Genomic DNA, 23,775 nt, shown 5'->3' with positions numbered 1-23,775 from the left:
GCGCAAAACGGGCCGAAGTGGGGGCTTTTCATAGGCATGTTGCACAAAGGCAACGATCTGGCGGGGTGCCGTTTACGGATCGGAAAGGTTTGCGGCCATTTCCTAACAAATCCTTAATAATAAAGGACTTTCTTGCAAGAAATATAACGTATCTCGCCCCGAGCAGGTGGATTCTAATCTATGACGCCAGGGAACAATGTGTGGGAAATCCGGCGCAGGCCTGTGGACATCGTCCTCTTACCGGACGTGAAAGAGGCCGGGTGAATCCCGGCCCCCTCGATTCGTTACGGCCGATCTTTGCGACGATCAGGCTACTTTCGGCTTGAGCACGCCTCGACGGATCTGATCCTCCTCGATGGATTCGAAGAGAGCCTTGAAGTTGCCCTCCCCGAAGCCTTCATCGCCCTTGCGCTGGATGAACTCGAAAAAGATCGGCCCGATAGCGGTCTTGCCGAAGCGCTGGAGCAGGACCTTGGTGAAGCCGCCTTCTACGACTCCCTCGCCGTCGATGAGAATGCCGTTCTTCCTGAGCCGCTCGATGGGCTCCTCATGGCTCGGCAGGCGCTTGTCGACGCGGGAATAGTAGATCTCGTTCGGCGCGGGCATGAAGTCGACGCCGTTCGCCAGCAGCTTCTCGATGGAATCATAGAGATCGAGGGAGCCGAGGGCGACGTGCTGGATGCCTTCGCCCTTGTACTCCTGCAGATACTCCTCGATCTGGCCGCTCTCGCCCGCATCCTCGTTGATCGGAATGCGGATCTTGCCGTCCGGGCTCGTCATGGCGCGGGAATGCAGCCCCGTAAGCTTTCCCTCAATGTCGAAATAGCGGATCTGCCGGAAGTTGAAGAGTTTTTCGTAGAATCCGGCCCATTCGCTGAGACGGCCGCGATAAACGTTGTGCGTCAGATGATCGACATAATAGAGACCGACGCCTTCGGGCTTCGGATCCTTCTCGCCGATCCATTCGAAGTCGACATCGTAGATCGAGCCCTTCGCGCCGTAGCGGTCGACCAGATAGATCTGCAATCCGCCGATTCCCTCGATGGCGGGGATCTCGAGTTCGTTCGGACCTGTCTGCGTCTGCACTGGCTTCGCCCCGAGAGACAGGGCGCGGTCATAGGCATATTTCGCATCGACGACCCGGAAGGCCATGGCGGGAGCGCTGGGGCCATGCTGGCTGGCGAAGCGCTCGGCGAACGAGCCGGGATGGGCATTGACGACGAAGTTGATATCGCCCTGGCGATAGAGCAGCACGTTCTTCGAGCGATGCTTCGCCACGAGGGAAAAGCCCATCATCTTGAAGAGGCGATCGAGTTCTTCCGGTTTCGGATGGCAGAACTCCACGAATTCGAAGCCGTCGGTGCCCATCGGGTTCTCGTCCGAGATGGCGGGGGGCGGTGCGTCGTGCGGGAACGGTCCCATGGCTTTCCTCCTTCGATCTCCCGGCCGATGAAAGACCGGCTGTTGCAAGAACGCCCTGTCCGTGGACAGGGCACGGGGTCTCAGACCGCGTCGGGCTGGTTGCCCGGAGCGGCATCGCGAAAGGCGTCGTGGCGGGAGCAGGCCTCGTCCACGGCCCGGATCTTCGGGTAGTCGTCGAGCGGAATGTTGAAGCGCCGCGCGTTGAAGACCTGCGGCACGAGATAGAGATCCGCGAGTGTGATCCGGTTGCCGAACGCATAAGGTTCTGGCGCGATCAGCTTCTCGATGGCGTCGAAGCCTTCGCGGACCCAATGCCCGTACCAGGCATCCAGCTCGGCCTTCCCGTGACCAAGTTGCGTCTTGAGATAGGCGAGCGTTCCCGAATTGTTGAGCGGATGGATATCACACGCGATGATGCTGGCGACCGCGCGCACCTTCGCCCGCGGCACGGCTCCGAAAGGCAGCAGCGGCGGCTCCGGATAGACCTCGTCGAGATATTCCAAGAGAGCCGGAGACTGGATCAAAACGTCTTCGCCAAGATCAAGAGCCGGCACCCGCCCCTGCGGATTGACCTCCCGATAGGGCGCCTCCAGCTGCTCGCCCTTGAGAAGATTGATCGGGATCGACTCGTACCGGACTCCCTTCAGCTTCAGCGCAATGCGCACCCGATAGGCGGCCGAGGAGCGGAAATAGGTATAGAGCTTCACGCTTCTACCTCCCCCTCCGGCGCCAGGGACCTGGCGCTGGCGGTCAAGCGGTCGACAAGGTTGCCGAAGAGGATCTGTTCCTGTGGCGTCAGAACGGAAATCACCCTGCTCTCGAAGCCAAGCGCTTCCGGCACGATGGATTCATAGATCCGCCGTCCTTCTTCCGTCAGCGCCAGCCACGCTTCCCGTCGGTCCTCGTCGTTGGGGCGCCGTTGGATCAGGCCGCGCTGTTCCAGCGCCGAGACGGCCCGCGAGACGGTAGATTTATGCATCACCCCATGTGCGGCGATATCACGGGCGGTCCGCACATCGTACTGGCCGAGGGTGGCAACGACCCGCCAAGCGGGAATCGAGAGGCCGAACCGCTCAGCATAGATCTGGGCCAAAGCATTGGAGGTCAGGCTGGCGAGAACGTTGAGCCGGTAAGGCAGAAATCGCTCCAGCACCAATTGCGGCTCGAAGGCCTCTTCGCGGGCGGTGGAACCTGATGCCGTCATTGACACAATCCGTTGCTCATGCAACTAATAAGCCATATTGGTTGCAAACGCAACCACCCTCGGGCTCGGTCTACTGGGCCCGGAGCGGGACGGCGGACAGCATCGAGGAGGAAGCGATGAACGTTCAGAGCGTCTCCGGTTTTCACTCCCCCGACAGGCGCAGGAGCGCGATCCTGCCGGGCTATATGTCCGGCTTCGGCAATTCCTTCGAAACCGAGGCCCTGGAAGGCGCCCTGCCGATCGGGCGCAACTCTCCGCAGAAGATCAATTACGGCCTCTATGCCGAGCAGCTTTCAGGCTCGCCGTTCACGGCGCCGCAGGCCACCAACCAGCGGACCTGGCTCTACCGCATCCGCCCGTCGGTGAAACATTCCGGCCGCTTCGTGAAGGTCGACAAGGCGCTGATGCGAACGGCACCTGCCGCGAAAGATGAAAGCGATCTGCCTATCGGCCAGCTGCGCTGGGATCCGATGCCGTTTCCCACGCACGACACCACTTTCGTCACCGGACTTTTCACCATCACGACGGCGGGCGACTCGGACACGCAGGTCGGCATGGCGGCCCATGTCCTGCTCGCCACGCGATCGATGGACAACGCGTACTTCTTCAACGCGGACGGTGAGTATCTGATCGTCGCGCAGGAGAACTCCCTGCGCTTCCGGACGGAGTTCGGCATCATCGACATCGAGCCCGGCGAGATCGCCGTGATCCCGCGCGGCGTCATCTTCAAACTCGAACTGCCGGCCGGACCTGCGCGCGCCTATGTGTGCGAGAATTATGGCGGCGCCTTCACCCTTCCCGATCGCGGCCCCATCGGTGCCAATTGCCTCGCCAATCCCCGCGATTTCCATACGCCCGTTGCGGCATACGAGGACAAGGAAGAGCCCTCATCGCTCTTCGCGAAATGGGGCGGCGAATTATATCGCACGGAGATAGGCCAATCGCCGCTCGACGTCGTGGCATGGCACGGAAATTACGCGCCGTACAAATACGACCTCCGGCATTTTTCCCCCGTGAACGCGGTCCTGTTCGATCACCCGGACCCGTCGATCTTCACGGTTCTCACCGCACCGTCCGAAACGCCTGGCACGGCCAATGTCGATTTCGTGATCTTTCCTGAACGCTGGGCGGTGGCGGAGAACACCTTCCGCCCGCCCTGGTATCACCGCAACCTGATGTCGGAATTCATGGGGCTGGTCTACGGCGTGTACGATGCCAAGCCGGAAGGTTTCGTGCCGGGCGGCATGTCGCTGCACAACCAGATGCTGCCGCATGGCCCCGACGCCATGGCATTCGAACACGCGAGCAATGTCGAACTGAAACCCGTGAAGCTCGAAGGCACCCTCGCCTTCATGTTCGAGACGCGCTTCCCGCAGCGTGTGACGAAATTTGCGGCGGAGTCGGCCGCTCTGCAGAAAGACTACATTGCCTGCTGGCGCGATCTGAAGAAACACTTCGATCCGAACCGGCGGGAGCCGAAGTGAGGCGGCCGACAACCCAACGTCAACTGCTCAAAGATAGTTGCTCGCCGTCATTCCCGGGCCGCATAGCGGAGCCCGGAACCCATAAACGCCAAGGCTTCAAGACAAAATGCTGCAACTATCGTTGCGCTTTATCCTGCGGCGTCAGCGGCTATGGATTCCGGGCTTGGTCCTTCGGACCATCCCGGAATGACGGTGATGCATCACGACCGGCCGCGGGTGCGGATCATGAAGGTGTCGAAGGCGTATTCGTTGAGCTGCCACCAGGGCAGGACGTCGTTACGATAGGCCACCATCGAATCGTAACCCTTCTTGAAGTCGGGGCTCTTGGCGGACAGTTCCGCGTAGAGCTCGTTCGACGCCTTCAGGGAAGCCTCCATGATAGGCTGCGAGAATGTCCGCAATTCGGCACCGTTGGCCACCATCCGCCGCAGGGCCGGACCGTTCACGGCATCGTACTTGCCAAGCATCCAGTTGTTGGCGGCCTCCGACGCCTGGGCCATGATGGCCTGATAGGTCTTGGGCAGCTCGTTCCATTTCTGCTGGTTGATGACGAGGTGCAGCATCGCGCCGCCTTCCCACCAGCCGGGTGCATAATAGTACTTCGCGACCTTCAGGAATCCGAGCTTCTCGTCATCGTAGGGGCCGACGAATTCGGCCGCGTCCAGCGTGCCGCGCTCGAGCGCCGGATAAACGTCGCCGGGCGCGATCTGCTGCGGCACCACGCCGAGTTTCGCGAGTACCATGCCGCCGAGGCCGCCGATACGGAACTTGAGACCCTTCAGGTCGTCGACCGTGTTGATCTCCTTGCGGAAGAAGCCACCCATCTGCGCGCCGGAATTGCCGCAGACCAGGGACGTGACGTCGTAGCGCGCAAGCACGTCGTTGATGATTTCCTTGCCACCGGCGAAATGCCACCAGGCCTGCTGTTGCCGCGCGTTCAGGCTGAAGGGCAATCCCGTACCGATCCCGAGGGCCGGCTCCTTGCCGATATAGTAATAGATCGGTGTGTGGGCACATTCGACGGAGCCGTTCTGGACCGCGTCCAGAGCCTGCAGCCCTCCGACGATTTCGCCCGGCCCGAAGACCTGGATCTGAAACTTGTTGTCTGTCGCCTCGGCCATGTACTTGGCGAAAGTCTGAGCCGTCCCAAAGATCGTATCCAGCGACTTGGGGAAGCTCGATGTCAGACGCCAGCGGATCTCGGGCGAGGACTGCGCGATCGCAGGCGCCGCCACCGTTCCGGCCGCGGCCGCGAGGCCGGCTCCGGCCAGGAAGGTTCTTCTTTTCATCGTGGTCGTCGTCATAAGCGTTTCCCCGCAAGTCATTTCGTTGCAACTTAAGTGAACCATAACAACCTGGTCGGTGACTATGAAGCTCTCTTCCCTAAAGCAAGGCCGTGACGGCCGTCTCGTCGTGGTCTCCAGAGATCTCACTCGTGCAACGGACGCTTTTTTCATCGTTCCGACATTGCAGCAAGCCCTCGACGAGTGGGAGAGGTATGCGCCCCGGTTGCAGGATCTGGCCGAGCAGCTGGAGCACGGCTCGGTTCCATCGATCCGCTTTCACGAGCACGATTGCGCCTCGCCCCTGCCCCGCGCCTATCAATGGGCGGACGGCTCGGCCTATGTGAACCACGTCGAACTGGTTCGAAAGGCCCGCGGGGCGGAGATGCCGGCCTCGTTCTGGACTGATCCGCTCATGTATCAGGGCGGATCGGATGCGTTTCTCGGCCCTCGCGATCCGATTCCCGCCATGGACGAGGCTCAGGGAATCGACTTCGAGGCGGAGGTGGCCGTCGTGACGGGCGATGTGCCCATGGGCGCCTCACACGAGGAGGCTGCCGAAGCGATCCGCCTCGTCATGCTGGTGAACGACGTATCCTTACGAAACCTCATCCCAGCGGAACTCGCCAAGGGCTTCGGCTTCTTCCAGTCCAAGCCATCCTCCGCCTTTTCGCCCATCGCCGTGACGCCGGACGAACTGGGCGATGCCTGGAAGGACGGGAAGATTCACCTGCCCCTGCTCTCGAGTCTGAACGAGCAACCATTCGGAAAGCCCAATGCGGGAATCGATATGACCTTCGACTTCCCGACGCTGATCGCCCATGCGGCGAAGACGAGGCCGCTGGGGGCCGGTACGATCGTCGGCTCGGGTACGGTGTCGAACAGAGACGCTGACGGCAGCCCGGGACGCCCGATCGAAAAAGGGGGCGTCGGCTATTCCTGCATCGCGGAGCAGCGCACCGTCGAGACGATCCTCACCGGCGCGCCCAGGACTCCATTCCTCCGCGTTGGCGACAAAATCCGCATCGAGATGAAGAATCGGGATGGCCACTCGCTCTTCGGAGCCATCGAGCAGATCGTGACGGCGCCGGGCGAGGCGCCGTGATTCGTCGGCTCGATCACGTTCAGCTGGCCATTCCGGCAGGCGCGGAGGATGCCTGCCGGCATTTCTACATCGGCCTCCTCGGCATGGACGAGGTGCCCAAGCCGGAATCTCTCGCTTCACGCGGCGGACTCTGGCTCCGCCGCGGCGACGTGCAGATTCATCTCGGCGTCGAGGCAGATTTCCATCCGGCACGAAAGGCGCATCCCGGATTCGTTGCCGAAGACGTCGATCGGCTGGCGAGCGTTCTTGCCGATGCCGGACATCATCCGGAATGGGACGATGCCCTGCCCGGAATTCGCCGCTTCTACGTGGCAGACCCATGCGGCAACAGGCTCGAATTCATGAGCGAGGGCATTCCCTGATCCGAATGGCACCCGCCGGGATCTCCTCGTGGAACGGTTTCGGGCGTGTTGGCTTGACGCATCGAATGTCAGCGCACGGAGGGGAGGACGAACATGAATTTGGGCAGCATTCTCGACGGTCTTATGAACAGCCAGGGCGGAGCGCAGGGTCAGTTGCCTCCCGATATCGAGCAACAACAGCAGGGAAACTTCGGCAACCTTCCCGGCGATCTTGCCTCCCGGATTCCCGGCGGCCTGGGCGGCCTAGCCGGCGGTGCCCTTCTTTCGATGATCCTGGGTTCGAATGCCGGGCGTTCCGCAGGCGGATCGCTGCTCAAGGCTGGCGGGCTCGCGGTTCTCTCGGCAGTCGCGATGAAAGCCTACCAGGACTGGCAGAACCGCCAGGCTCCCGGCGTCAATGCGGGCCCGGCCAATCTGCCGACGCAGATTCCGCCTGGCAGCGGCTTCCATCTCGGCGAGGAGACGGACAGCAGCGGTCGCGAATTCGGCGTCGCCGTCGTTCAGGCCATGATCTCGGCCGCGAAATCCGATGGACATCTCGACGGCCAGGAGAGTTCCCGCATTCAGGATCAGATCCAGAAGCTAGGACTCGGCGCCGAGGAGAAAGGCTTCCTGATGGACGCCATGGGCAAGCCGGCCGACGCGGTGGCCATTGCACGTCTCGCCGGAACCCAGACTCAGGCCACACAGCTCTACGTCGCCTCCATCATGGCTATCGGAGACGCGGACACGCCTGAGGAAAGAACCTATCTCCAGCAGCTTGCGGCCAACATGCAGCTGCCGCCGGATCTCGTCGCGCATATCGACGCGCAGGCCGGAGCCCTGCGCCAGGGCGCCCTGCAGGGGACGGCCTGAGCGCTCGCGTAGCGGAACATCGCTTCCGCCGGTCCTGCTCCAGGGACCGGCGATCCTTCTCGGCTGCCCGCAAGGCCGGATGAGCGGTCAGTACCCGCTATCCTTCCAGCTCTTCCCGCAGCATTTCCAGTTCGAGCCAGCGCTCCTCTGCAGTACCGAGGTCGCTCTGCAGGGCCGCAAGCGTCTCCATGGCCTTCTGGAATCGGGCGGGGTCGCGGGCATAGAGATCCGGATCGGCCAGAATCTCCTGCACCTTGGCAATCTTGGCCTCCAGCTCCTCAAGGCGACGCGGCAAGGTCTTCAGATCGTGCTGTTCATTGAAGCTCAGCTTTCGCTTGGACGCCGGAGCGGCTTGCGGTGTGGCGGCAACCTTCTCCGCCTTGGGCTTCGCCTCCCTCTCGACAGCGCGTGCCTGCACGCCCTCCCCGCGCTGCGCCACCATGTCCGCATAGCCACCGGCATATTCCACCCAGCGGCCATTCCCCTCCGACATGAGGACAGAGCTGACCGTCCGGTCGAGGAAGTCACGATCGTGGCTGACCAGGATCACGGTGCCGGAATAATCGGTGATCATCTCCTGGAGAAGATCCAGCGTTTCGAGATCGAGATCGTTGGTCGGCTCGTCGAGCACCAGCAGGTTCGAGGGCTGTGCCAGAGCCCGCGCCAACATGAGCCTGTTGCGCTCACCGCCGGAGAGCACGCCGACCGATGTCCGGGCCTGTTCCGGTGAGAAGAGGAAATCCTTCATGTAGCCGATCACATGCTTGGTCTGCCCGCCGATCGTCACCGTATCGCCGCGGCCGCCCGTCAGGGTTTCGGCGACGGTGGAATTGGGATCGAGGCTCATGCGGCGCTGATCGAGCGTGACCATCTGCAGATTGGACCCGAGACGCACCCTCCCCTCGTCCGGCGGCAGGATTCCGGTGAGAAGATTGATCAGCGTCGTCTTGCCGGCGCCATTCGGCCCGACGATGCCGAGGCGGTCGCCACGGAGGATTCGCAGCGACAGATCCGTGACGATCGGCCGATCCCCGAAGGATTTGGAGATCTTCTCCGCCTCCACGACCAGCGTTCCGGACTGCTCGGCCTCCGCGAGCGTCATGGATACGGTGCCGACAGCCCGCGTCTGGTCGCGACGCTGCTGACGGAGCGCATAGAGATTGCCGAGCCGCCGGACGTTGCGCTTGCGTCGGGCTGTGACTCCGTAGCGCAGCCAGTCCGCCTCAGCTGCCAGCTTCCGGTCGAGCTTGTGACGCTCCTGCTCCTCCTGCTCCAAGACCTCGTCGCGCCATGCCTCGAAGAAGGCGAAGCTCCTGTCCATGCGCCGCGTGATGCCGCGATCGAGCCAAATCGTCGCCTGGGACAGGTTTTCCAGGAACCTGCGATCGTGGCTGATGAGGATCAGCGCCGATCTGATGCCCTTCAGCTCGCCTTCGAGCCATTCGATGATCGGAAGGTCGAGGTGGTTTGTCGGCTCGTCGAGCAGCAGGATATCCGGAGACGGAGCGAGGACATGCGCCAGCGCCGCGCGCCGCGCCTCGCCGCCGGATAGTTCGGAAGGCCGCTCTTCGCCGGAAAGCCCCAATTGTTCAAGCAGATAGCGGGCCCGATAGGGGTCATCGCTCGCGCTCAGTCCTGCCTCGACATAGGCCAGGGTCGTGGCATAGGCGGTCAGATCCGGTTCCTGGGCCAGATAGCGGATCGTGGCGCCGGGCTGCACGAAGCGCTTGCCGCGGTCCGGCTCGATCAAACCGGCGGCGATCCTGAGAAGGGTCGACTTGCCGGACCCGTTGCGGCCGACGAGGCAGGTCCGTTCGCCGGGGGCGACCGAAAGGTCCGCGCTCTCGATGAGGGGCGTGCCGCCGAACGTGAGAGCAATGTCCTGAAGGGTAAGAAGGGGAGGAGCCATTTCCGCTCCGTGACACCTCCGAACGACGGATGCAAGATCAGAAGAAGGGGAACGCAGGGTGGACGCTTCGGGATCTTTATGATCCCCTGCCGTTGATTGGCTGGACCTGTGCATGACTCTGACGAGGCGATTGCTCCTTCTGGCGTTGATTTCTGTTTTGCCGGCGATCGTAATTTGGACCTACACGGAAGTATCCCTTCGCCGCGCCCGCGAAGCCGAGATCAGCGAACTGGTCGTTCGCCAGGCAAAGCTGGCAGGGTCCGAACTCGAACGGGTCTTCGATGGAATTCACAGTCTCCTGATCGCCGTCGATGAGACACCTTCGTTGCGACGCTTCCAGCAACCGATCTGCAACAGTTACCTGCAGTCCCTGCAGCTGAAGGTGCCCCATCTCCTCGCTATCGTGGCCCTCGATCTCAACGGCGCCGTTCGCTGCCAGGATTCGGAGATCCCGACGAGCCGGACCTTTACCCATCGCGATTATTTTCAGGACGCGTTGGCGACGCGACAATTCGTCGTCGGGCATCATGCACCGAACTTTCCGGAAGGGGACGTCCATACGCATCCGGTTCTCCCCTTTGCCCTTCCGATCATAGATGATGATGGGCAGGTCATCGGGGTACTTGCCACAGCCCTTGATCTCGATTGGCTCGATCAAAACCTGAAGGTCCGCGCCCTCCCCCCAGGGGGATCCCTGACCATCGCGGACTCCAACGGAACGATCCTCGCCCGGGAACCGTCGCATGCCCAGTATGTCGGCAAGAAGATCTCGGAAAACTTCCTTGCTCATGTGCGTCGCGGCGGAACGGAGGCGGTGGAGACGGCGACACGGGACGAGATCAAGCAAATCGTCGGATATGCGACTGTAGAAGCACCGCCGCGAGATATGTACATCGCCCTCGGCTTGCCCTGGAAACCCGCCTTCAACGCCATCAATCAAGCGGCCAAGCGCGGCTTCCTGCTGATCGCCGCAGCCCTTGTTCTGGCGCTGTCTCTCTCTGCCCTGACCAGCCGGGCCTTCATCACCAAGCCCTTCGAGGCGATGACCGGCGCTGTCCGCTCCTGGCGGCGTGGAAATTATCAAGCGCGGATCAATCCTCAAGGCGCACCGGCCGAACTGCGCATTCTTGCCGAGGCTTTCAACGACCTGATGGATGATGTCGCCGAGCGTCAGCGAGCCCTGCAAGCCAGCGAGGAACAAGCCCGTCTGGCTCTCGAGGCAGGCCATATGGGAACATGGTGGTACGATCATGCGACGGGCATCGGCGGCCTATCCGCCCAGGCCGCCTTGCTGCTTGGCCTGCCGGCCCATAAGACGGCTATCACCCTCGCAGAATGGCAGGACGCCATGCATCCCGAGAATGCGGAGCGGGTCCTCAAGAAAATGCGGGACGCCGTCAGGGGGGATGGCAATTACGAGGACGAGTATCGGATCATAACGCCCGCCGGAGAGACACGCTGGTTCAACGCGAGAGGCCGTGTCTTCTTCGACAAGGAGAGACGCCCCATCACCTTTGTCGGAATCTTCCACGACGTAACGGGGCGCAAGCGTGCGGAGAGCCAGCAGAGATTCCTCCTCGGCGAATTGAATCACAGAGTGAAGAACACGCTGGCGACAGTGCAATCCATCGCCAGCCAGACTGTGCGTTCGTCTCCCAATCTGCCTGCCTTCAAGGAGGCATTCGAGGGGCGACTCCTGGCACTCTCGAAAACCCATGATCTGCTGACGCTTAGTTCCTGGCGCGAAGCGGATCTTCGCGACATTGTCGAGCAGGAACTGGAGCCCTATCGCCGAAAAGGCGACGAGCGGGTCTTGATTGAAGGCCCCAGCGTGAAGCTTTCGGCGCGCTATGCCATCAATTTCGGCCTGGTGCTGCACGAACTCGTGACGAACGCGGTGAAATACGGGTCGCTCTCCAGCCCGACGGGAATCGTCGAACTGAAATGGACGATCATCATGGACGACCTGCAGCGGCCCCTTCTCAGTTTTCACTGGAGGGAACGGGGCGGTCCTCCGGCAGAGACGCCAAAGCGTAAAGGGTTCGGTTCACGTCTCATCCAGCGCAGCATCGAGGGAGAGATGGCCGGTCGGATGGTCGTCGCCTTCGAACCGTCAGGGGTGGTCTATGATTTTCTCATTCCGCTCGAGTGATCTCTGCAACGCGTGAAGACCGGAGCGCATCAGCGAGAACGGATTGACGAGAGCGCCCATATGGCGAGGATGGGCATCCCATTGATCGCACCAAAACCCGACGGCCCATTCAGGAAGGATGATGCATGACAACGGACGGCCTCCCCGTGCTGTCGATCGAGAACCTCTCCATCGGATTGCCACGGCTCGCCGACCGTCAATACGCGATCCAGGATCTCTCGCTTTCCATCGCGCCGGGCGAAACGCTCTGCGTCGTCGGGGAATCCGGATCGGGCAAGTCGATGACCGCGATGGCAACGATCGGTCTCCTGCCGAACGGAGTCGAGATCCTGTCCGGATCGATCAAGCTGGCTGGAACCGACCTTCTGTCGCTGACCGAAGCCGGTTGGTGCGACGTGAGGGGCCGGGATGTGGGAACCGTGTTCCAGGAACCCATGACCTCCCTGAACCCCGTCATGCGGATCGCGGATCAGATTGCCGAGACATTCCGCGCGCATGGGGTTCTCACTCAGGCCGAGCGCGAAAAGCGCACGTTGGAGCTTCTTTCCGAAGTCAATCTTCCCCATCCCGAGCTGATCGCCCGCGCCTATCCGCACGAATTGTCCGGCGGCCAGCGCCAGCGGGTCATGATCGCCATGGCTCTGGCGCTGGAACCCAAGCTCCTGATCGCGGACGAACCGACGACGGCCCTCGACGTGACGACGCAGGCACAGGTTCTCAAGCTCATGGACAACCTGCGCCGGAAGAAGGGCACAGCCGTTCTGTTCATCACTCATGATTTCGGCGTCGTCGCCGAGATCGCGGATCGGGTCGCTGTGCTCCAGCAGGGAAGACTCGTGGAGCAAGGGCCCGTGCAGGATGTCCTGACGCGACCGCAGCACCCCTATACAAAGCGCCTCCTCGCCGCGGTTCCTTCTCTCATCCCTCCCCCGCCGAAGCCCCTCGCCGGCGAGCCGATCCTGCTCAAGGTCGACGCCCTGACGAAGACATATGGCGGGCGCGGCTGGTTCAGGAACAGCCGCGAGGTTCAGGCGGCGGACGCGGTCAGCTTCGACATCCGGCGCGGCGAGACCCTGGGCCTCGTCGGCGAATCCGGCTCCGGCAAATCGACCGTTGGGCGATGTGTCCTGCGGCTGATCGAACCGGACGGCGGTCGCATTACCATCGGCGACCTGCCTTTCAGCGATCTGTCCCAAAGAGCGCTGCGGCCTCACCGCCGCAAGATCCAGATCGTCTTCCAGGACCCGTTCACCTCTCTCAATCCCCGTCGCACGGTCGGTCATATCGTCTCAGAGGGACCGATCATGCAGGGAGAAAAGCCGGAGGACGCGCTGGCCCGGACCCGGGCGCTTCTCGCGACGGTGGGACTGCCCGAGCAGGCCGCCGAGCGGTATCCGCATGAATTCTCCGGCGGCCAGCGCCAACGCATCGGAATCGCCCGGGCCCTTGCCATGCGACCGGACGTACTGGTGGCCGACGAGGCGGTCTCCGCTCTCGACGTTTCGGTTCAGGCCGACATTCTCAAGCTGATCCGCGGCCTGCAAAAAGAACTGGGTCTCGCGATCCTGTTCATCACGCACGATCTGCGGGTGGCCGCGCAGATCTGCGATCGCGTGGCAGTCATGCAAAAAGGCCGGATTGTCGAATTGGCGGAAACTGCGCAACTGTTTGCCGCCCCCCAGAATCCCTATACACGCCAGCTCCTGGCCGCCGTGCCGGGTCTGCAGAGAATGACTTGAGGAGGAATGCCGACGTGAACGATCAGGTCAGCGCCAACGTCGCACCGAACATGGTGCATCACCATCTCATCGGCGGCCGCTCGGTCCCGGCCTCGAACGGCGAGATGCTGGACGTTCTCTCGCCCGTCGACGGCAAGGTTTTCGCGCGTATCGCGTCCGGCACGAAACAGGATATCGACGCGGCCGTTCGGGCCGCGCGAGGCGCTTTCGAGGGTGCCTGGTCGCGCCTGACTGCGACCGAACGCGGACGCCTTCTCATCAGGCTCGCCGCGGCGGTCGAAGCGGACGCGGATGCGCTTGCGGCCCTGGAGAGTTGCGACAACGGCAAGCCGCTTCGCCAAGCGCGCGCCGATGCGGTGGCCCTCGCCCGCTATCTCGAATTCTACGGCAGCGCTGCGGACAAGCTGCATGGCGACGTGATCCCCTATCTCACGACACATTTCATCGGTGTCGAGCGCGTCCCCCATGGCGTGACCGGGCACATCGTGCCGTGGAACTACCCCATGCAGATCTTCGGCCGCTCGGTCGGCGCGGCCCTGGCCGCCGGCAACGCGACGGTCGTGAAGCCGGCCGAGGATGCTTCCCTCACCATTCTCCGCGTAGCATCGCTGGCGCGAGAGGTCGGTTTCCCGGACGGCGCCCTCAACGTCGTCACCGGGCTCGGCCGTACGGCGGGCGCGGCCCTCGCGGCCCATCCGGGCATCGACTTCCTGTCGTTCACCGGCAGCCCCGAGACCGGGACGGCGGTTCAGACCGCCGCCGCACAGAACCATGTGGGCGTGACCCTGGAACTCGGCGGAAAGTCCGCGCAGGTCGTGTTCGACGACGCGGATCTCGAACGCGCGCTTCCCACCCTCGTGAATGCCATCATCCAGAACGGCGGCCAGACCTGCTCGGCCGGAAGCCGCCTGCTGATCCAGCGCGGGATCTTCGACAAGGTGGTCGATTCAGTCTCTGAGCGTTTCCGCGCTCTGAAGGCCGGGCGTCCCGAAGCGAATCCGGATCTCGGCCCGATGATCAACCAGGCGCAGCAGCGCCGCGTCCAGGCCTATCTCGAGCGTGGAAGGGGCGAAGGCCTGACCGTCGCGGCATCAGGCGGTGTTGCAGAGGATGCACCAGCCGGAGGCTACTACGTGGCGCCGGCCTTCTTCGCACCGGTCCCGCACGAGAGCGTTCTGTCGCAGGAGGAGGTCTTCGGTCCCGTTCTCGTCGCCACGCCGTTCGAGGATGAGGCGGAGGCCGTTCGCCTCGCCAACGGCACGGCCTATGGTCTCGTCGCCGGTGTTTGGACCCGCGATGCCATGCGCTCGACCCGTGTAGGCCGCGCCATGCGGGCCGGCCAGGTTTTCGTCAATTGCTACGGCGCAGGCGGAGGCATCGAATTGCCGTTCGGCGGTTTCGGGCGCTCCGGCCACGGCCGGGAAAAGGGTTTCGAGGGACTGGTGGAATTCACGACGACCAGGACCCTCGTCATCGCGCACGGATAAATCCGGCATCAGCACATCAGGGGAAGAACCATGAAACGCCTCGAAGGCAAGGTGGCGCTCGTCACGGGCGCCGGCTCCGGTTTCGGCTTGGGAATTGCCGAGAAGTTCGCAGCCGAAGGCGCGAAAGTCGCCGTCGTCGATATCAAGGAAGAAGCGGCGAAAGCTGCGGCCGGCCAGATCGGGGCAGCAGCCCTCGCGCTCGCGGCGGACGTGTCGAAGGCCGCGGACGTGAAGGCTGCCGTGCAAAAGACCGTCGAGACCTTCGGAAGGCTCGACATCGTCGTCAACAACGCCGGTATCAGCCATCGGAACCGGCCGATGTTGGAGGTCGACGAAGCGGAATTTGACCGGGTCTTCGCGGTCAACGTCAAGTCGATCTACCTCTTTGCCCAGGCGGCGGTGCCGGTGATGCGCGGCCAGGGTGGCGGCGTGTTCATCAATGTCGGTTCCACGGCCGGGATTCGCCCCCGTCCGGGCCTGACCTGGTACAACGGCACCAAGGGCGCGGTTCATCTCATCAGCAAGTCCATGGCGGTTGAGCTCGCGCCCGACCGCATCCGGGTCTGCGCCCTCGCCCCCGTGGCGGGCGAGACGCCCCTCCTTGCGACGTTCATGGGCGAGGATACCCCGCAGAAGCGGGAGCAGTTCGTCAATTCGATCCCGCTCGGACGCTTCTCCAAGCCGGAGGATATCGCCAATGCCGCGCTCTATCTGGCATCGGACGAAGCCAGCATGATCACCGGCGTCGTCCTTGAGGTCGACGGCGGCCGCTGTATCTGACGGGGGCTCCGTCCCTTATTTCTTTTCACTTCTCGGACGTAAGTCGGGTCTCCCCGACTTACGCATCAAGGAATGGATCCCGGAGACATCCGAGAGGCAGGCTTCGCCTTCCCCACTTATCGGCCACAAGACATCTTCCATCCTGCAATCGACTGCGTCTAAGCTGCCCCATCCGAGCCCTGCTCGTCATATACCGGATGGGACATCGTCACATGTCGAAGCGTTTACTGGCCGCCGCCCTCATCGTCTCCGCGAGTTTCGGGCCGGCCCTTGCCGCGAAAACCTCCCTCGTCGTCGGCATGCCCATCGAGCCGCCCGGCCTCGATCCGACGATCGCGGCGCCCGTCGCCATCCGGGAAGTGACCTGGGCCAATCTCTATGAAGGTCTCGTGCGGATCGACCGGAACGGCAAAGTTCAGCCACTTCTCGCCAAACGCTGGGACATTTCGCCGGACGGGCTCACCTATACGTTCCATCTCCAGACCGGAGTGAAGTTCCACGACGGCTCTGCGTTCGATTCGGCCGACGTGAAATTCGCATTCGACCGGGCACGGGCACCGAACTCGACCAATGCGCAGAAACAGATCTTCGCACCGATCGACTCCATCGAGACGCCGGACCCCGCGACGGTCGTCATCAAGCTGAAGGAGACGTCGGGCAACTTCCTCTACTATCTCGGCTGGGGCGATGCCGTCATCATCGCGCCGGAGACGGCCGAGAACAACAAGGCCAATCCGGTCGGCACAGGTCCGTTCAAGTTCAAATCGTGGACACGCGGCGATCGCGTCGAGCTCGTGCGCAACCCGGATTACTGGCAGCCAGACAAGACGAAGCTCGAAACCGTCACCTTCCGGTTCATCAACGATCCGCAAGCGCAGGTCGCGGCATTGCGCGCCGGCGACGTGGATGCGTTCCCGAATATCGGTGCGCCCGAGCTCTTCAGCGAATTGAAGAAGGATCCGCGCTTCACGGCGGTTGCCGGCAACACCGAAGGCGAAGTCGTCGCCGGGATGAACAATGCGAAGAAGCCCTTTAACGATGTGCGCGTTCGCCGTGCGCTCATGCACGCCGTCGACCGCAAGGCTCTCGTCGAAGGTGCTTATTCGGGCTATGGCCAGCCGATCGGGAGCTTCTTCTCGCCCAATCATCCGGCCTTCGTCGATATGACCGGCGTCATCCCCTACGATCAGGAGAAGGCGAAGGCGCTGCTCGCCGAGGCGGGCTACGGCAACGGCCTCTCGATCACCATCAAGACCCCGCAGATGGCCTATGCCAGTCGCTCGGCGGAACTTCTCGCGGCGATGTTCGCGGAAGTGGGCATCGACATGAAGATCATCCCGACCGAATTCCCGGCCAAGTGGATCGAGGAGGTCTTCAAGAACAAGGATTACGACGTCACCATCGTGGCCCATACGGAGCCGCTCGACATCGACATCTTCGCCCGCGACAACTACTACTTCAACTACAAGAACGACCGCTTCAAGGCACTGATCGCGGATGCCGGCAGGACGACTAGCGAGAACGCGCGCTTCGCCAAATATGCAGAAGCCCAGAAGATCCTTGCCGAGGACGTGCCGGCCCTCTTCCTGTTCCAGCTGCCGAAGCTCGGAGTGTGGAACGCGAAGCTGAGCGGCCTCTGGGAAAACTCCCCGGTTCCGGCGAACGACGTGACGGAGGTGTCGTGGTCGGATTGAGGGATCGGGATTCAAAGCGCCTTACAGGAATGGCAATCCATCTCGGGACCATTTCTCCGTCATTCCGGGACAGTGCGAAGCGCTGGGCCCGGAACCCATAACCGCGAGCAACCGAGGATAAGACACGGTGGCCACCGGAACTCTCCCCTTCAACACTGGAGTTTATGGGTTCCGGGCTCTCGCTACCGCTCGCCCCGGAATGACGTTGGAGGCAATCGCTTGCCCACCGCTGGATGACTTGATTTCATGCTGCGTCTCGTTCTCTCCCGCCTCGTCTCGCTGATCGTGACGCTGATCGCGGTGTCCCTTGCGATCTTCCTGATCCTCGAGGTCCTTCCGGGTGACCCCGCGGCGATCATGCTTGGCACCTCTGCGCGGGAGGATACGCTTGCGGCGCTGCGGCAGGAGCTTGGCCTCGATCAGCCGGCGCTCGTGCGATACATGATCTGGATCGGCGGGCTTCTCCACGGCGATCTCGGTCAATCCATCACCTACAAGATGCCGGTATCGACGCTGGTCTCGGAACGAATGGCCGTGACGCTCCCCTTGAGCCTGCTGGCCATTCTGATTTCCACGGCCTTGGCGCTTCCGCTCGGCGTCATGGCAGCCGCGCGCCAAGATCGGGCGACGGACCGGGCCGTGCTGGTCTTCAGCTCGCTCGGTGTCGCGGTGCCGAATTTCTGGATCGGCATTCTGTTCATCCTGTTCTTCGCCACATGGCTCGGCTGGTTTCCGGCCGGAGGCTTCCCCGGATGGCATGCGGGCTTCTGGATCGGCCTCAAGGCACTCCTGTTGCCTGCCGTCGCGCTCGCGCTGCCGCAAGCCGCTGTTCTGACCCGCGTCACGCGCTCCGCGACGCTCGAAGTCATCGGCGCGGATTTCGTGCGCACCGCCCGCGCGAAAGGTGTCGACAGGGGCGCAACCCTTCGTCGGCACGTCGTGCCTAACGCCTTGATCCCCGTCACCACGATCCTGGGACTGCAGCTGTCGTTCTTCTTCGGCGGTGCAATCCTGGTCGAGAACGTGTTCAATCTGCCGGGGCTCGGCCGCCTCGCCTATCAGGCGCTCAACCAACGCGACCTCGTGGTGATCAAGGACATCGTGCTGATCTTCTCCGGCCTTGTTATCGTCATCAACTTTCTCGTCGATATCGGCTACGCGATCCTCGACCCACGCCTGAGGAGCCGCGCATGAGATCCCGACTGCGTCCGAACGCGGCTCTCGTCATCGGCGGCATTCTGACCGCCCTGCTCATCGGCACCGCGCTTCTGTCCCTCGTCTGGACGCCGGAACCACCGACCCGCGTTCGCATCGCCATGCGCCTCAAGGCGCCATTGGATGTCGGCCTTCTCGGAACGGATCATTTCGGACGCGATGTCGCTTCGATGCTGATGGCCGGCGCGTGGAACTCTCTTGCCATCGCATGGCCCGCCGTTCTCCTCGGAGCCGCGATCGGCACAGCCATCGGCTGCGCGGCTGCGGCATGGAAGGGCCTTGCCGACGAAATCGCAATGCGCGTCTCGGACGTGGTGTTCGCCTTTCCGGCGGTTCTGTCGGCCATCATGATCGGAGCGCTTCTCGGCTCCGGTCCGCTGGCTGCAATTCTCGCCATTGCGGTCTTCAACATTCCGGTCTTCGCCCGCGTGACGAGAGGCGTCGCCCTGCAGGTCTGGACCCTCGACTACATCGCCGCTGCCCGGGCGCTGGGCAAGCCGCCCCTGCGCATCACGCTGGAGGACGTGATCCCCAACATCGCGGGCGCGCTCATCGTGCAGGTCACGATCCAACTGGCGCTGGCCATCCTCACGGAGGCGGGCTTGAGCTATCTCGGCCTCGGCGTGCGCCCGCCCAATCCGAGCTGGGGGCGCATGCTCAGCGATGCGCAGACCTATCTGTCCCAGGCTCCGCACCTTGCCATCGCTCCCGGTCTTGCCATCGCTCTGTCGGTGCTTGGCCTCAATCTTCTGGGAGACGGATTGCGTGACGCCATCGACCCGACCCTGCGCAGCCGCAGCGCTTCGGCTTGAGAGCTGCGGCGCTCAGGCGAGCGCCGGCTCCCGGCCCATGGCCTTGTGAACATCCGCGAGGATTTCATAGGAGCGCAGACGCTTCGCGTGATCGAAGATGGCGGAGGCGACGATCAGTTCATCGGCCTGCGTCTGCGCGATGAAGTCTTCCAGGCCCTTCCGGATCGTTGCATCGGAACCCACGACGGAGCAGGCCAGCATGTTCATCGCCTGAGCCTTTTCGGCGGGCGTCCAGTAGCTCTCGATATCGTCGATCGGCGGCCGCAGCTTCCCGCGCGCGCCGCGGAACAGGTTGGTGAATTGCTGCTGCGGCGACGTGAAGAGATGGCGCGCCTCCTCGTCCGTTTCCGCGGCGATCACGTTCAGCCCCACCATCGCATAAGGACGGTCGAGCTGTTTCGAAGGCTGGAAACGCTCGCGATAGACCTGGAGCGCCTGCAGCAGCGCATTCGGCGCGAAGTGCGACGCGAAGGCGTATGGCAACCCGAGCATGGCCGCGAGTTGCGCGCCGAAGAGGCTCGATCCCAGGATCCAGATCGGCACGTGCGAATCCGTCCCCGGCACGGCCTGCACCGCCTGCCCGGGCTGAAGCGCTCCGAGCAAAGCCTGGAGCTCCACCACATCCTGCGGAAAGGTATCGGCGCTCATCGGATCCCGCCGCAGGGCACGGAGGGTCATTTGATCCGTTCCCGGCGCCCGTCCGACACCGAGATCGATGCGGCCGGGAAACAGCGCTTCCAGGGTACCGAACTGCTCGGCGATGATCAGCGGCGCGTGATTTGGAAGCATGATGCCCCCTGCCCCGACGCGGATGGTCTTCGTTCCTCCTGCCACATGCGCGATGACGATGCTCGTCGCAGCGCTGGCAATCCCCACCATGTTGTGGTGCTCGGCCAGCCAATAGCGTTGGTATCCCCATTTCTCCGCGTGTTGCGCCAGGTCCAAGGTATTGCGCAAGGCATCCGCGGGGACGGAACCTTCGGGAACCGGCGCAAGATCGAGAACGGAAATCGGGGGCATGGCGGACAACCTTGGTGACGGACGTCAGGGGGCCGAGGATCGGCGACACGGGCGTTCTATCAGATCAGGTTGGTGCACGGCGGATGCAAGCCCGGCGCTACCACTTCCTTCAGTCAGCGGGCGACCAATGGATCTGGATAACGTTTCTTTTGTCGCATTCGCTCCAATGCGAGTGTTGCAACGTATCAGCCGCAGCTACCGCTACGTCATATGGAGGCCATAATCATTAACTGAGTTTTAACCATCGCGAGGACCGATGGCATGAACAAAAACATATGGACGAGCCTAGGAGCCACCGTACTGGCCCTGCCGCTATTGTGCGGGAGCGCAGAGGCCCGAAAAGCATCTTACGAGATCAACGGCAAGCGCTACACCTACGAAACGAACGATCCGCAACAGGTCGAATCAGCCAGAAAACGCATCGAAGCCGCCAATGCGGCGGATGCAGCCCGCACGAAGGCCGAAGCGGAAAAGACCGCGACGCCGCTCGTGTCGGTCTTCGGATCGGAGGCGCAGATGGAAGCCGCGAATACCAAGGCTCATCTCGAGCAGGTGCTCGCCGAGCAGGACGCCGCGGATGCCGCAAGGAAGCAGGAACGTTCGGCCTCCCGGAAAGAGGCGCAGCCTCAGAAGTCTTCCGATGAGCAGGCACGCGCACCGGATGCTGATCAGGAGGGGCCAGAGCAGAGCCAAACTGCCACACAAGCGCAGGACGACAAGCAGCCGGCGACGGCGAAGTCGCTGTCCATGACGACGACACCGGAACCCGAGACGCAGGTTGTCGCCAAGCCGATGGTGAAGTCGGTCTCCTTCGATGTTGGATCGGGCATCAAGACCATCATCATGTCCGACGGCTCGATCCAGGAGGAGCCGTTCGATACCGGGATGGTGGAGAAGCTCGCCTTCGAACAGGACAGCTCGGGAAGCCTCACGGATTTCGTGAAGCAGATCCGCAAAGCCGCTCCGGAGGAGACGACCGGATCGACGACGCGGGCCGACGCTGCCAGCATCGCCCCCACGCAACATTGAGGTTCATGGCGTCGGCCAGGGCCTCTGGGCGTCCCGCATGCGCTCCCAGGCCCGGCTGACGCGCATCACGCCGATATCGTCGAAGCGCCGGCCGATAATCTGCAGCCCGATGGGCAGCCCTGCCGCGGTAAACCCGGCATTGACCGACGCGGCCGGCTGGTCCGACATGTTGAAGGCCACCGTATAGCCGATATGCTCGAACGGCTCCTCCGGATCGTGGACCGGGGAAGCGAGTTCCGCCTGATAGGCGACGACGGGCGCAACGGGCGACAGGACAAAATCGAAGTCCTTCGTTGCGGCAACCGCTGCATGGCGCATCACCATCATCTGGTTCATGCCGGAATAGACCTCGCTGCCGGTCAGCGATTTTCCGCCTTCGGCCCAGGCGAGGATATAGGGAAGAACCCGTGAGCGCTGCTCCTCGTCGAGAGCGCCGATGTCCATCCAGGCTCGCTGCCGCCAGAAATCGTCCAAGCCATCCAACATCTCCCGCGTCACGAAAGGCGGGATCTCTTCGATCACGGCGCCGGCGGCCGCAAACTTCTTCACGGCTTTCTCGATGCAGGTGCGAACCTCCGCGTCGAGTGAAATGCCGATGCCCGCTTCCATCATCACGCCGATCTTCAGCCCCGCGACGTCGATTTCGAGGTCGAGCCAGGGCAGTTCCTGGAAAGGCAAGCTCATCGTGTCACGCACATCCGGACGCACGAGGCTTCTCATCATGAGCGCCGCATCGTGCACCGTGCGCGTCATCGGTCCTGCGACGCGACCGTAATAGGCCGGATCGATCGGAATGCGGCCGAAGCTCGGCTTCAACCCGAATACGCCGCACCACCCGGCCGGCAGGCGGATCGAGCCGCCAATATCGGTGCCGATATGGAATGGCCCATAGCCCGCCGCCGCCGCAGCGCCCGCACCGGCGGAACTGCCGCCAGGATTCTTGGACAGATTCCATGGATTGCGGGCCAGCGGATGGAAGCTTGAAAGGCCTGACGACAGCATTCCGTAATCCGGCATCGTCGTCTTGGCGAGAATGACGACGCCGTCCTCGCGCAGCCGGGCTGCCGGAGGTGCGTCCTCAGCTGCCGGCACCAGATCGCGCGCGGCGGTTCCGAGCGGCACCGGCGTGCCGCGCGTGGCGATGTTCTCCTTGATCGTCGCCGGGATGCCGTCGAGCGGCTTCGCCTCCCCGTGAATCCAGCGCGCCTCGGAGGCCTTCGCATCCGCCATCACCCCATCGGGATCGAAGGCATACAGCGCCTGGAGCTTGGGTTCGTATGCCTCGATACGCGCGATGACAGACCTTGCGACCTCCACGGGAGAGACCTGTCTGCTGGCGAAGGCCTCAAGCATCTCCGCTGCCGTCCAGTCCGCCGGATCTGTCAAACGGCCCGTCGACGCAGAATGTGAAAGGGATGGCGCGCTCAAGTGTCCGTTCTCCTCGGTCCGTTTTCGGATTCGTCGGAGCCCATGCTGCGTCATCGCCCTTCCAGCGTAAACCGCTTTCCGCGAAGACCTGCGGAGCCCTGGCCGCAGGGCCGCGATCGATCAGCGTTTGGCTCCTTTCGTAGGACCTTCGCAGATTATGCCGACCGCCTTTTGCGCCAGCCTCCGCAGCGCCGCGCGCGGCGTTCCCAGGCGGGCCCGGATGGCGATCGTATGCAAGGTCGAGGAGGCCAGCATCGCCAGCGCCTCGGGATCGGCATCCTGACGCACCTCACCCTTCTCCTGCGCAAGGCGAATACGCTCCTCGAATGCCTTGTCGAGCGTCTCCAAACCCGCCGCGAAAGCGAACCGGATCTCGGGATGCAACACGGCCTCCGTGGTGGCGGTGCCGATCGCGAAACAGCCGCGCGGTGGGCCGTCGCCGGAGAAGTAGATCGACAGAGCCCGCTCATAGACGTCCATGATCTCCTCGGAGACCGGACGCGCGTTGGCGAGCGCGTCGCGCATCGCCTCGAAACCCAATGTCCAATAGCGGTTGAGAGCCTTCACATAGAGATCGTGCTTGTCCCCGAAGGCGGCATAGAGGCTCGGACGGTTCATGCCCGTTGCCCCAGCGATGTCATCCAGGGAAGTCCCCGAATAGCCCGCACTCCAGAACGCTTCGAGGGCGCTCTGGAGAGCAGCGTCGGGATCGTAGGCTCGAGGCCGGCCGCGCCGCTTGGGCGCCGCTTCTTCTCTTTTTTGTACCATTTCGAAAGAAATTCCTTGACGCGCCTT

The 23,775-nt window shown here is 62.9% G+C and carries 20 protein-coding genes; 12 read left to right on the top strand and 8 right to left on the bottom strand.

The genetic code is table 11. The features are described from left to right. Positions 1-306: 306 nt before the first annotated feature. The 3 genes from hppD to K9B37_RS16695 form a co-directional block, all read right to left on the bottom strand. Positions 307-1,422 carry a 4-hydroxyphenylpyruvate dioxygenase gene (hppD, locus tag K9B37_RS16705; protein WP_224314675.1) on the bottom strand — a complete coding sequence of 372 codons (1,116 nt, stop codon included), beginning with the start codon at positions 1,420-1,422 and terminating at the stop codon, positions 307-309. 80 nt (positions 1,423-1,502) lie between these two features. Beyond that, positions 1,503-2,129, bottom strand: a complete 627-nt coding sequence (maiA, locus tag K9B37_RS16700; RefSeq protein ID WP_224314674.1) for a maleylacetoacetate isomerase — start codon at positions 2,127-2,129, stop codon at positions 1,503-1,505. Beyond that, on the bottom strand, positions 2,126-2,626 hold the full coding sequence (locus K9B37_RS16695; protein ID WP_224314673.1) for a MarR family winged helix-turn-helix transcriptional regulator: 501 nt from the start codon (positions 2,624-2,626) through the stop codon (positions 2,126-2,128). Before K9B37_RS16695 ends, maiA begins: the two co-directional genes overlap by 4 nt. Before the next feature lie 116 nt (positions 2,627-2,742). On the opposite strand from K9B37_RS16695, the gene hmgA reads away from it, so the two are divergent. Continuing rightward, on the top strand, positions 2,743-4,110 hold the full coding sequence (gene hmgA, locus K9B37_RS16690) for a homogentisate 1,2-dioxygenase (RefSeq protein ID WP_224314672.1): 1,368 nt from the start codon (positions 2,743-2,745) through the stop codon (positions 4,108-4,110). A 200-nt stretch (positions 4,111-4,310) separates the two neighbouring features. Here the strand turns inward: hmgA and K9B37_RS16685 are convergent, their stop codons facing one another. Next, entirely contained in the window at positions 4,311-5,399 is a 1,089-nt protein-coding gene (locus K9B37_RS16685; RefSeq protein ID WP_224314671.1) for a TRAP transporter substrate-binding protein, read from the bottom strand. A 79-nt stretch (positions 5,400-5,478) separates the two neighbouring features. Between K9B37_RS16685 and K9B37_RS16680 the strand changes: the two genes are divergently transcribed. From K9B37_RS16680 to K9B37_RS16670, 3 genes are all read left to right on the top strand, one after another. Then, a complete protein-coding gene (locus tag K9B37_RS16680; RefSeq protein WP_224314670.1) occupies positions 5,479-6,498 on the top strand; it encodes a fumarylacetoacetate hydrolase family protein in 1,020 nt (339 codons plus the stop codon). Next, entirely contained in the window at positions 6,495-6,860 is a 366-nt protein-coding gene (locus K9B37_RS16675; protein WP_224314669.1) for a VOC family protein, read from the top strand. The genes K9B37_RS16680 and K9B37_RS16675 overlap by 4 nt, the downstream gene beginning before the upstream one ends. Positions 6,861-6,953: 93 nt before the next feature. Continuing rightward, positions 6,954-7,715, top strand: a complete 762-nt coding sequence (locus tag K9B37_RS16670; protein WP_224314668.1) for a tellurite resistance TerB family protein — start codon at positions 6,954-6,956, stop codon at positions 7,713-7,715. Positions 7,716-7,812: 97 nt separating this feature from the next. On the opposite strand, the gene K9B37_RS16665 is transcribed toward K9B37_RS16670, so the two are convergent. Then, a complete protein-coding gene (locus K9B37_RS16665; RefSeq protein WP_224314667.1) occupies positions 7,813-9,624 on the bottom strand; it encodes an ABC-F family ATP-binding cassette domain-containing protein in 1,812 nt (603 codons plus the stop codon). 112 nt (positions 9,625-9,736) lie between these two features. Here K9B37_RS16665 and K9B37_RS16660 point away from each other — a divergent pair, with 112 nt between their 5' ends. The 7 genes from K9B37_RS16660 (at position 9,737) to K9B37_RS16630 (ending at position 19,503) form a co-directional block, all read left to right on the top strand. Beyond that, entirely contained in the window at positions 9,737-11,776 is a 2,040-nt protein-coding gene (locus tag K9B37_RS16660) for a sensor histidine kinase (protein WP_224314666.1), read from the top strand. Positions 11,777-11,901: 125 nt separating this feature from the next. Then, complete coding sequence (locus K9B37_RS16655; RefSeq protein ID WP_224314665.1) at positions 11,902-13,515, top strand: ABC transporter ATP-binding protein; 1,614 nt, start codon at positions 11,902-11,904, stop codon at positions 13,513-13,515. 14 nt (positions 13,516-13,529) lie between these two features. Then, the gene (locus tag K9B37_RS16650; protein WP_439651742.1) at positions 13,530-15,002 is read left to right on the top strand and encodes an aldehyde dehydrogenase family protein; all 1,473 of its coding nucleotides are present in this window, start codon (positions 13,530-13,532) and stop codon (positions 15,000-15,002) included. 30 nt (positions 15,003-15,032) lie between these two features. Further along, positions 15,033-15,782 carry a glucose 1-dehydrogenase gene (locus tag K9B37_RS16645; RefSeq protein ID WP_224314664.1) on the top strand — a complete coding sequence of 250 codons (750 nt, stop codon included), beginning with the start codon at positions 15,033-15,035 and terminating at the stop codon, positions 15,780-15,782. A gap of 212 nt (positions 15,783-15,994) precedes the next feature. Further along, positions 15,995-17,476, top strand: coding sequence for an ABC transporter substrate-binding protein (locus K9B37_RS16640; protein ID WP_224314663.1), 1,482 nt, complete (start codon positions 15,995-15,997; stop codon positions 17,474-17,476). Between the two features lie 246 nt (positions 17,477-17,722). Then, positions 17,723-18,670, top strand: a complete 948-nt coding sequence (locus K9B37_RS16635) for an ABC transporter permease (RefSeq protein ID WP_224314662.1) — start codon at positions 17,723-17,725, stop codon at positions 18,668-18,670. Further along, positions 18,667-19,503: an ABC transporter permease gene (locus tag K9B37_RS16630; protein WP_224314661.1), complete on the top strand. Its 837-nt coding sequence runs from the start codon at positions 18,667-18,669 to the stop codon at positions 19,501-19,503. The genes K9B37_RS16635 and K9B37_RS16630 overlap by 4 nt, the downstream gene beginning before the upstream one ends. 12 nt (positions 19,504-19,515) lie before the next feature. On the opposite strand, the gene K9B37_RS16625 is transcribed toward K9B37_RS16630, so the two are convergent. Further along, positions 19,516-20,523 carry an LLM class flavin-dependent oxidoreductase gene (locus K9B37_RS16625; RefSeq protein WP_224314660.1) on the bottom strand — a complete coding sequence of 336 codons (1,008 nt, stop codon included), beginning with the start codon at positions 20,521-20,523 and terminating at the stop codon, positions 19,516-19,518. A 261-nt stretch (positions 20,524-20,784) separates the two neighbouring features. Here K9B37_RS16625 and K9B37_RS16620 point away from each other — a divergent pair, with 261 nt between their 5' ends. Next, on the top strand, positions 20,785-21,552 hold the full coding sequence (locus tag K9B37_RS16620; RefSeq protein ID WP_224314659.1) for a prolipoprotein diacylglyceryl transferase: 768 nt from the start codon (positions 20,785-20,787) through the stop codon (positions 21,550-21,552). A gap of 3 nt (positions 21,553-21,555) precedes the next feature. Here the strand turns inward: K9B37_RS16620 and K9B37_RS16615 are convergent, their stop codons facing one another. Next, a complete protein-coding gene (locus K9B37_RS16615) occupies positions 21,556-22,938 on the bottom strand; it encodes an amidase (RefSeq protein ID WP_224314736.1) in 1,383 nt (460 codons plus the stop codon). 162 nt (positions 22,939-23,100) lie between these two features. After that, positions 23,101-23,748 (bottom strand): TetR/AcrR family transcriptional regulator, encoded by a 648-nt coding sequence (locus K9B37_RS16610; RefSeq protein WP_224314658.1) that lies wholly within the window; start codon positions 23,746-23,748, stop codon positions 23,101-23,103. Positions 23,749-23,775 lie beyond the last annotated feature (27 nt).

The sequence above is a fragment of the Microvirga puerhi genome (assembly GCF_020089865.1).
Classification (GTDB): Bacteria; Pseudomonadota; Alphaproteobacteria; order Rhizobiales; family Beijerinckiaceae; genus Microvirga; species Microvirga puerhi.
The sequence above is the reverse complement of the archived record's forward strand: the minus strand, read 5'-3'. Positions and strand labels throughout refer to the sequence as shown.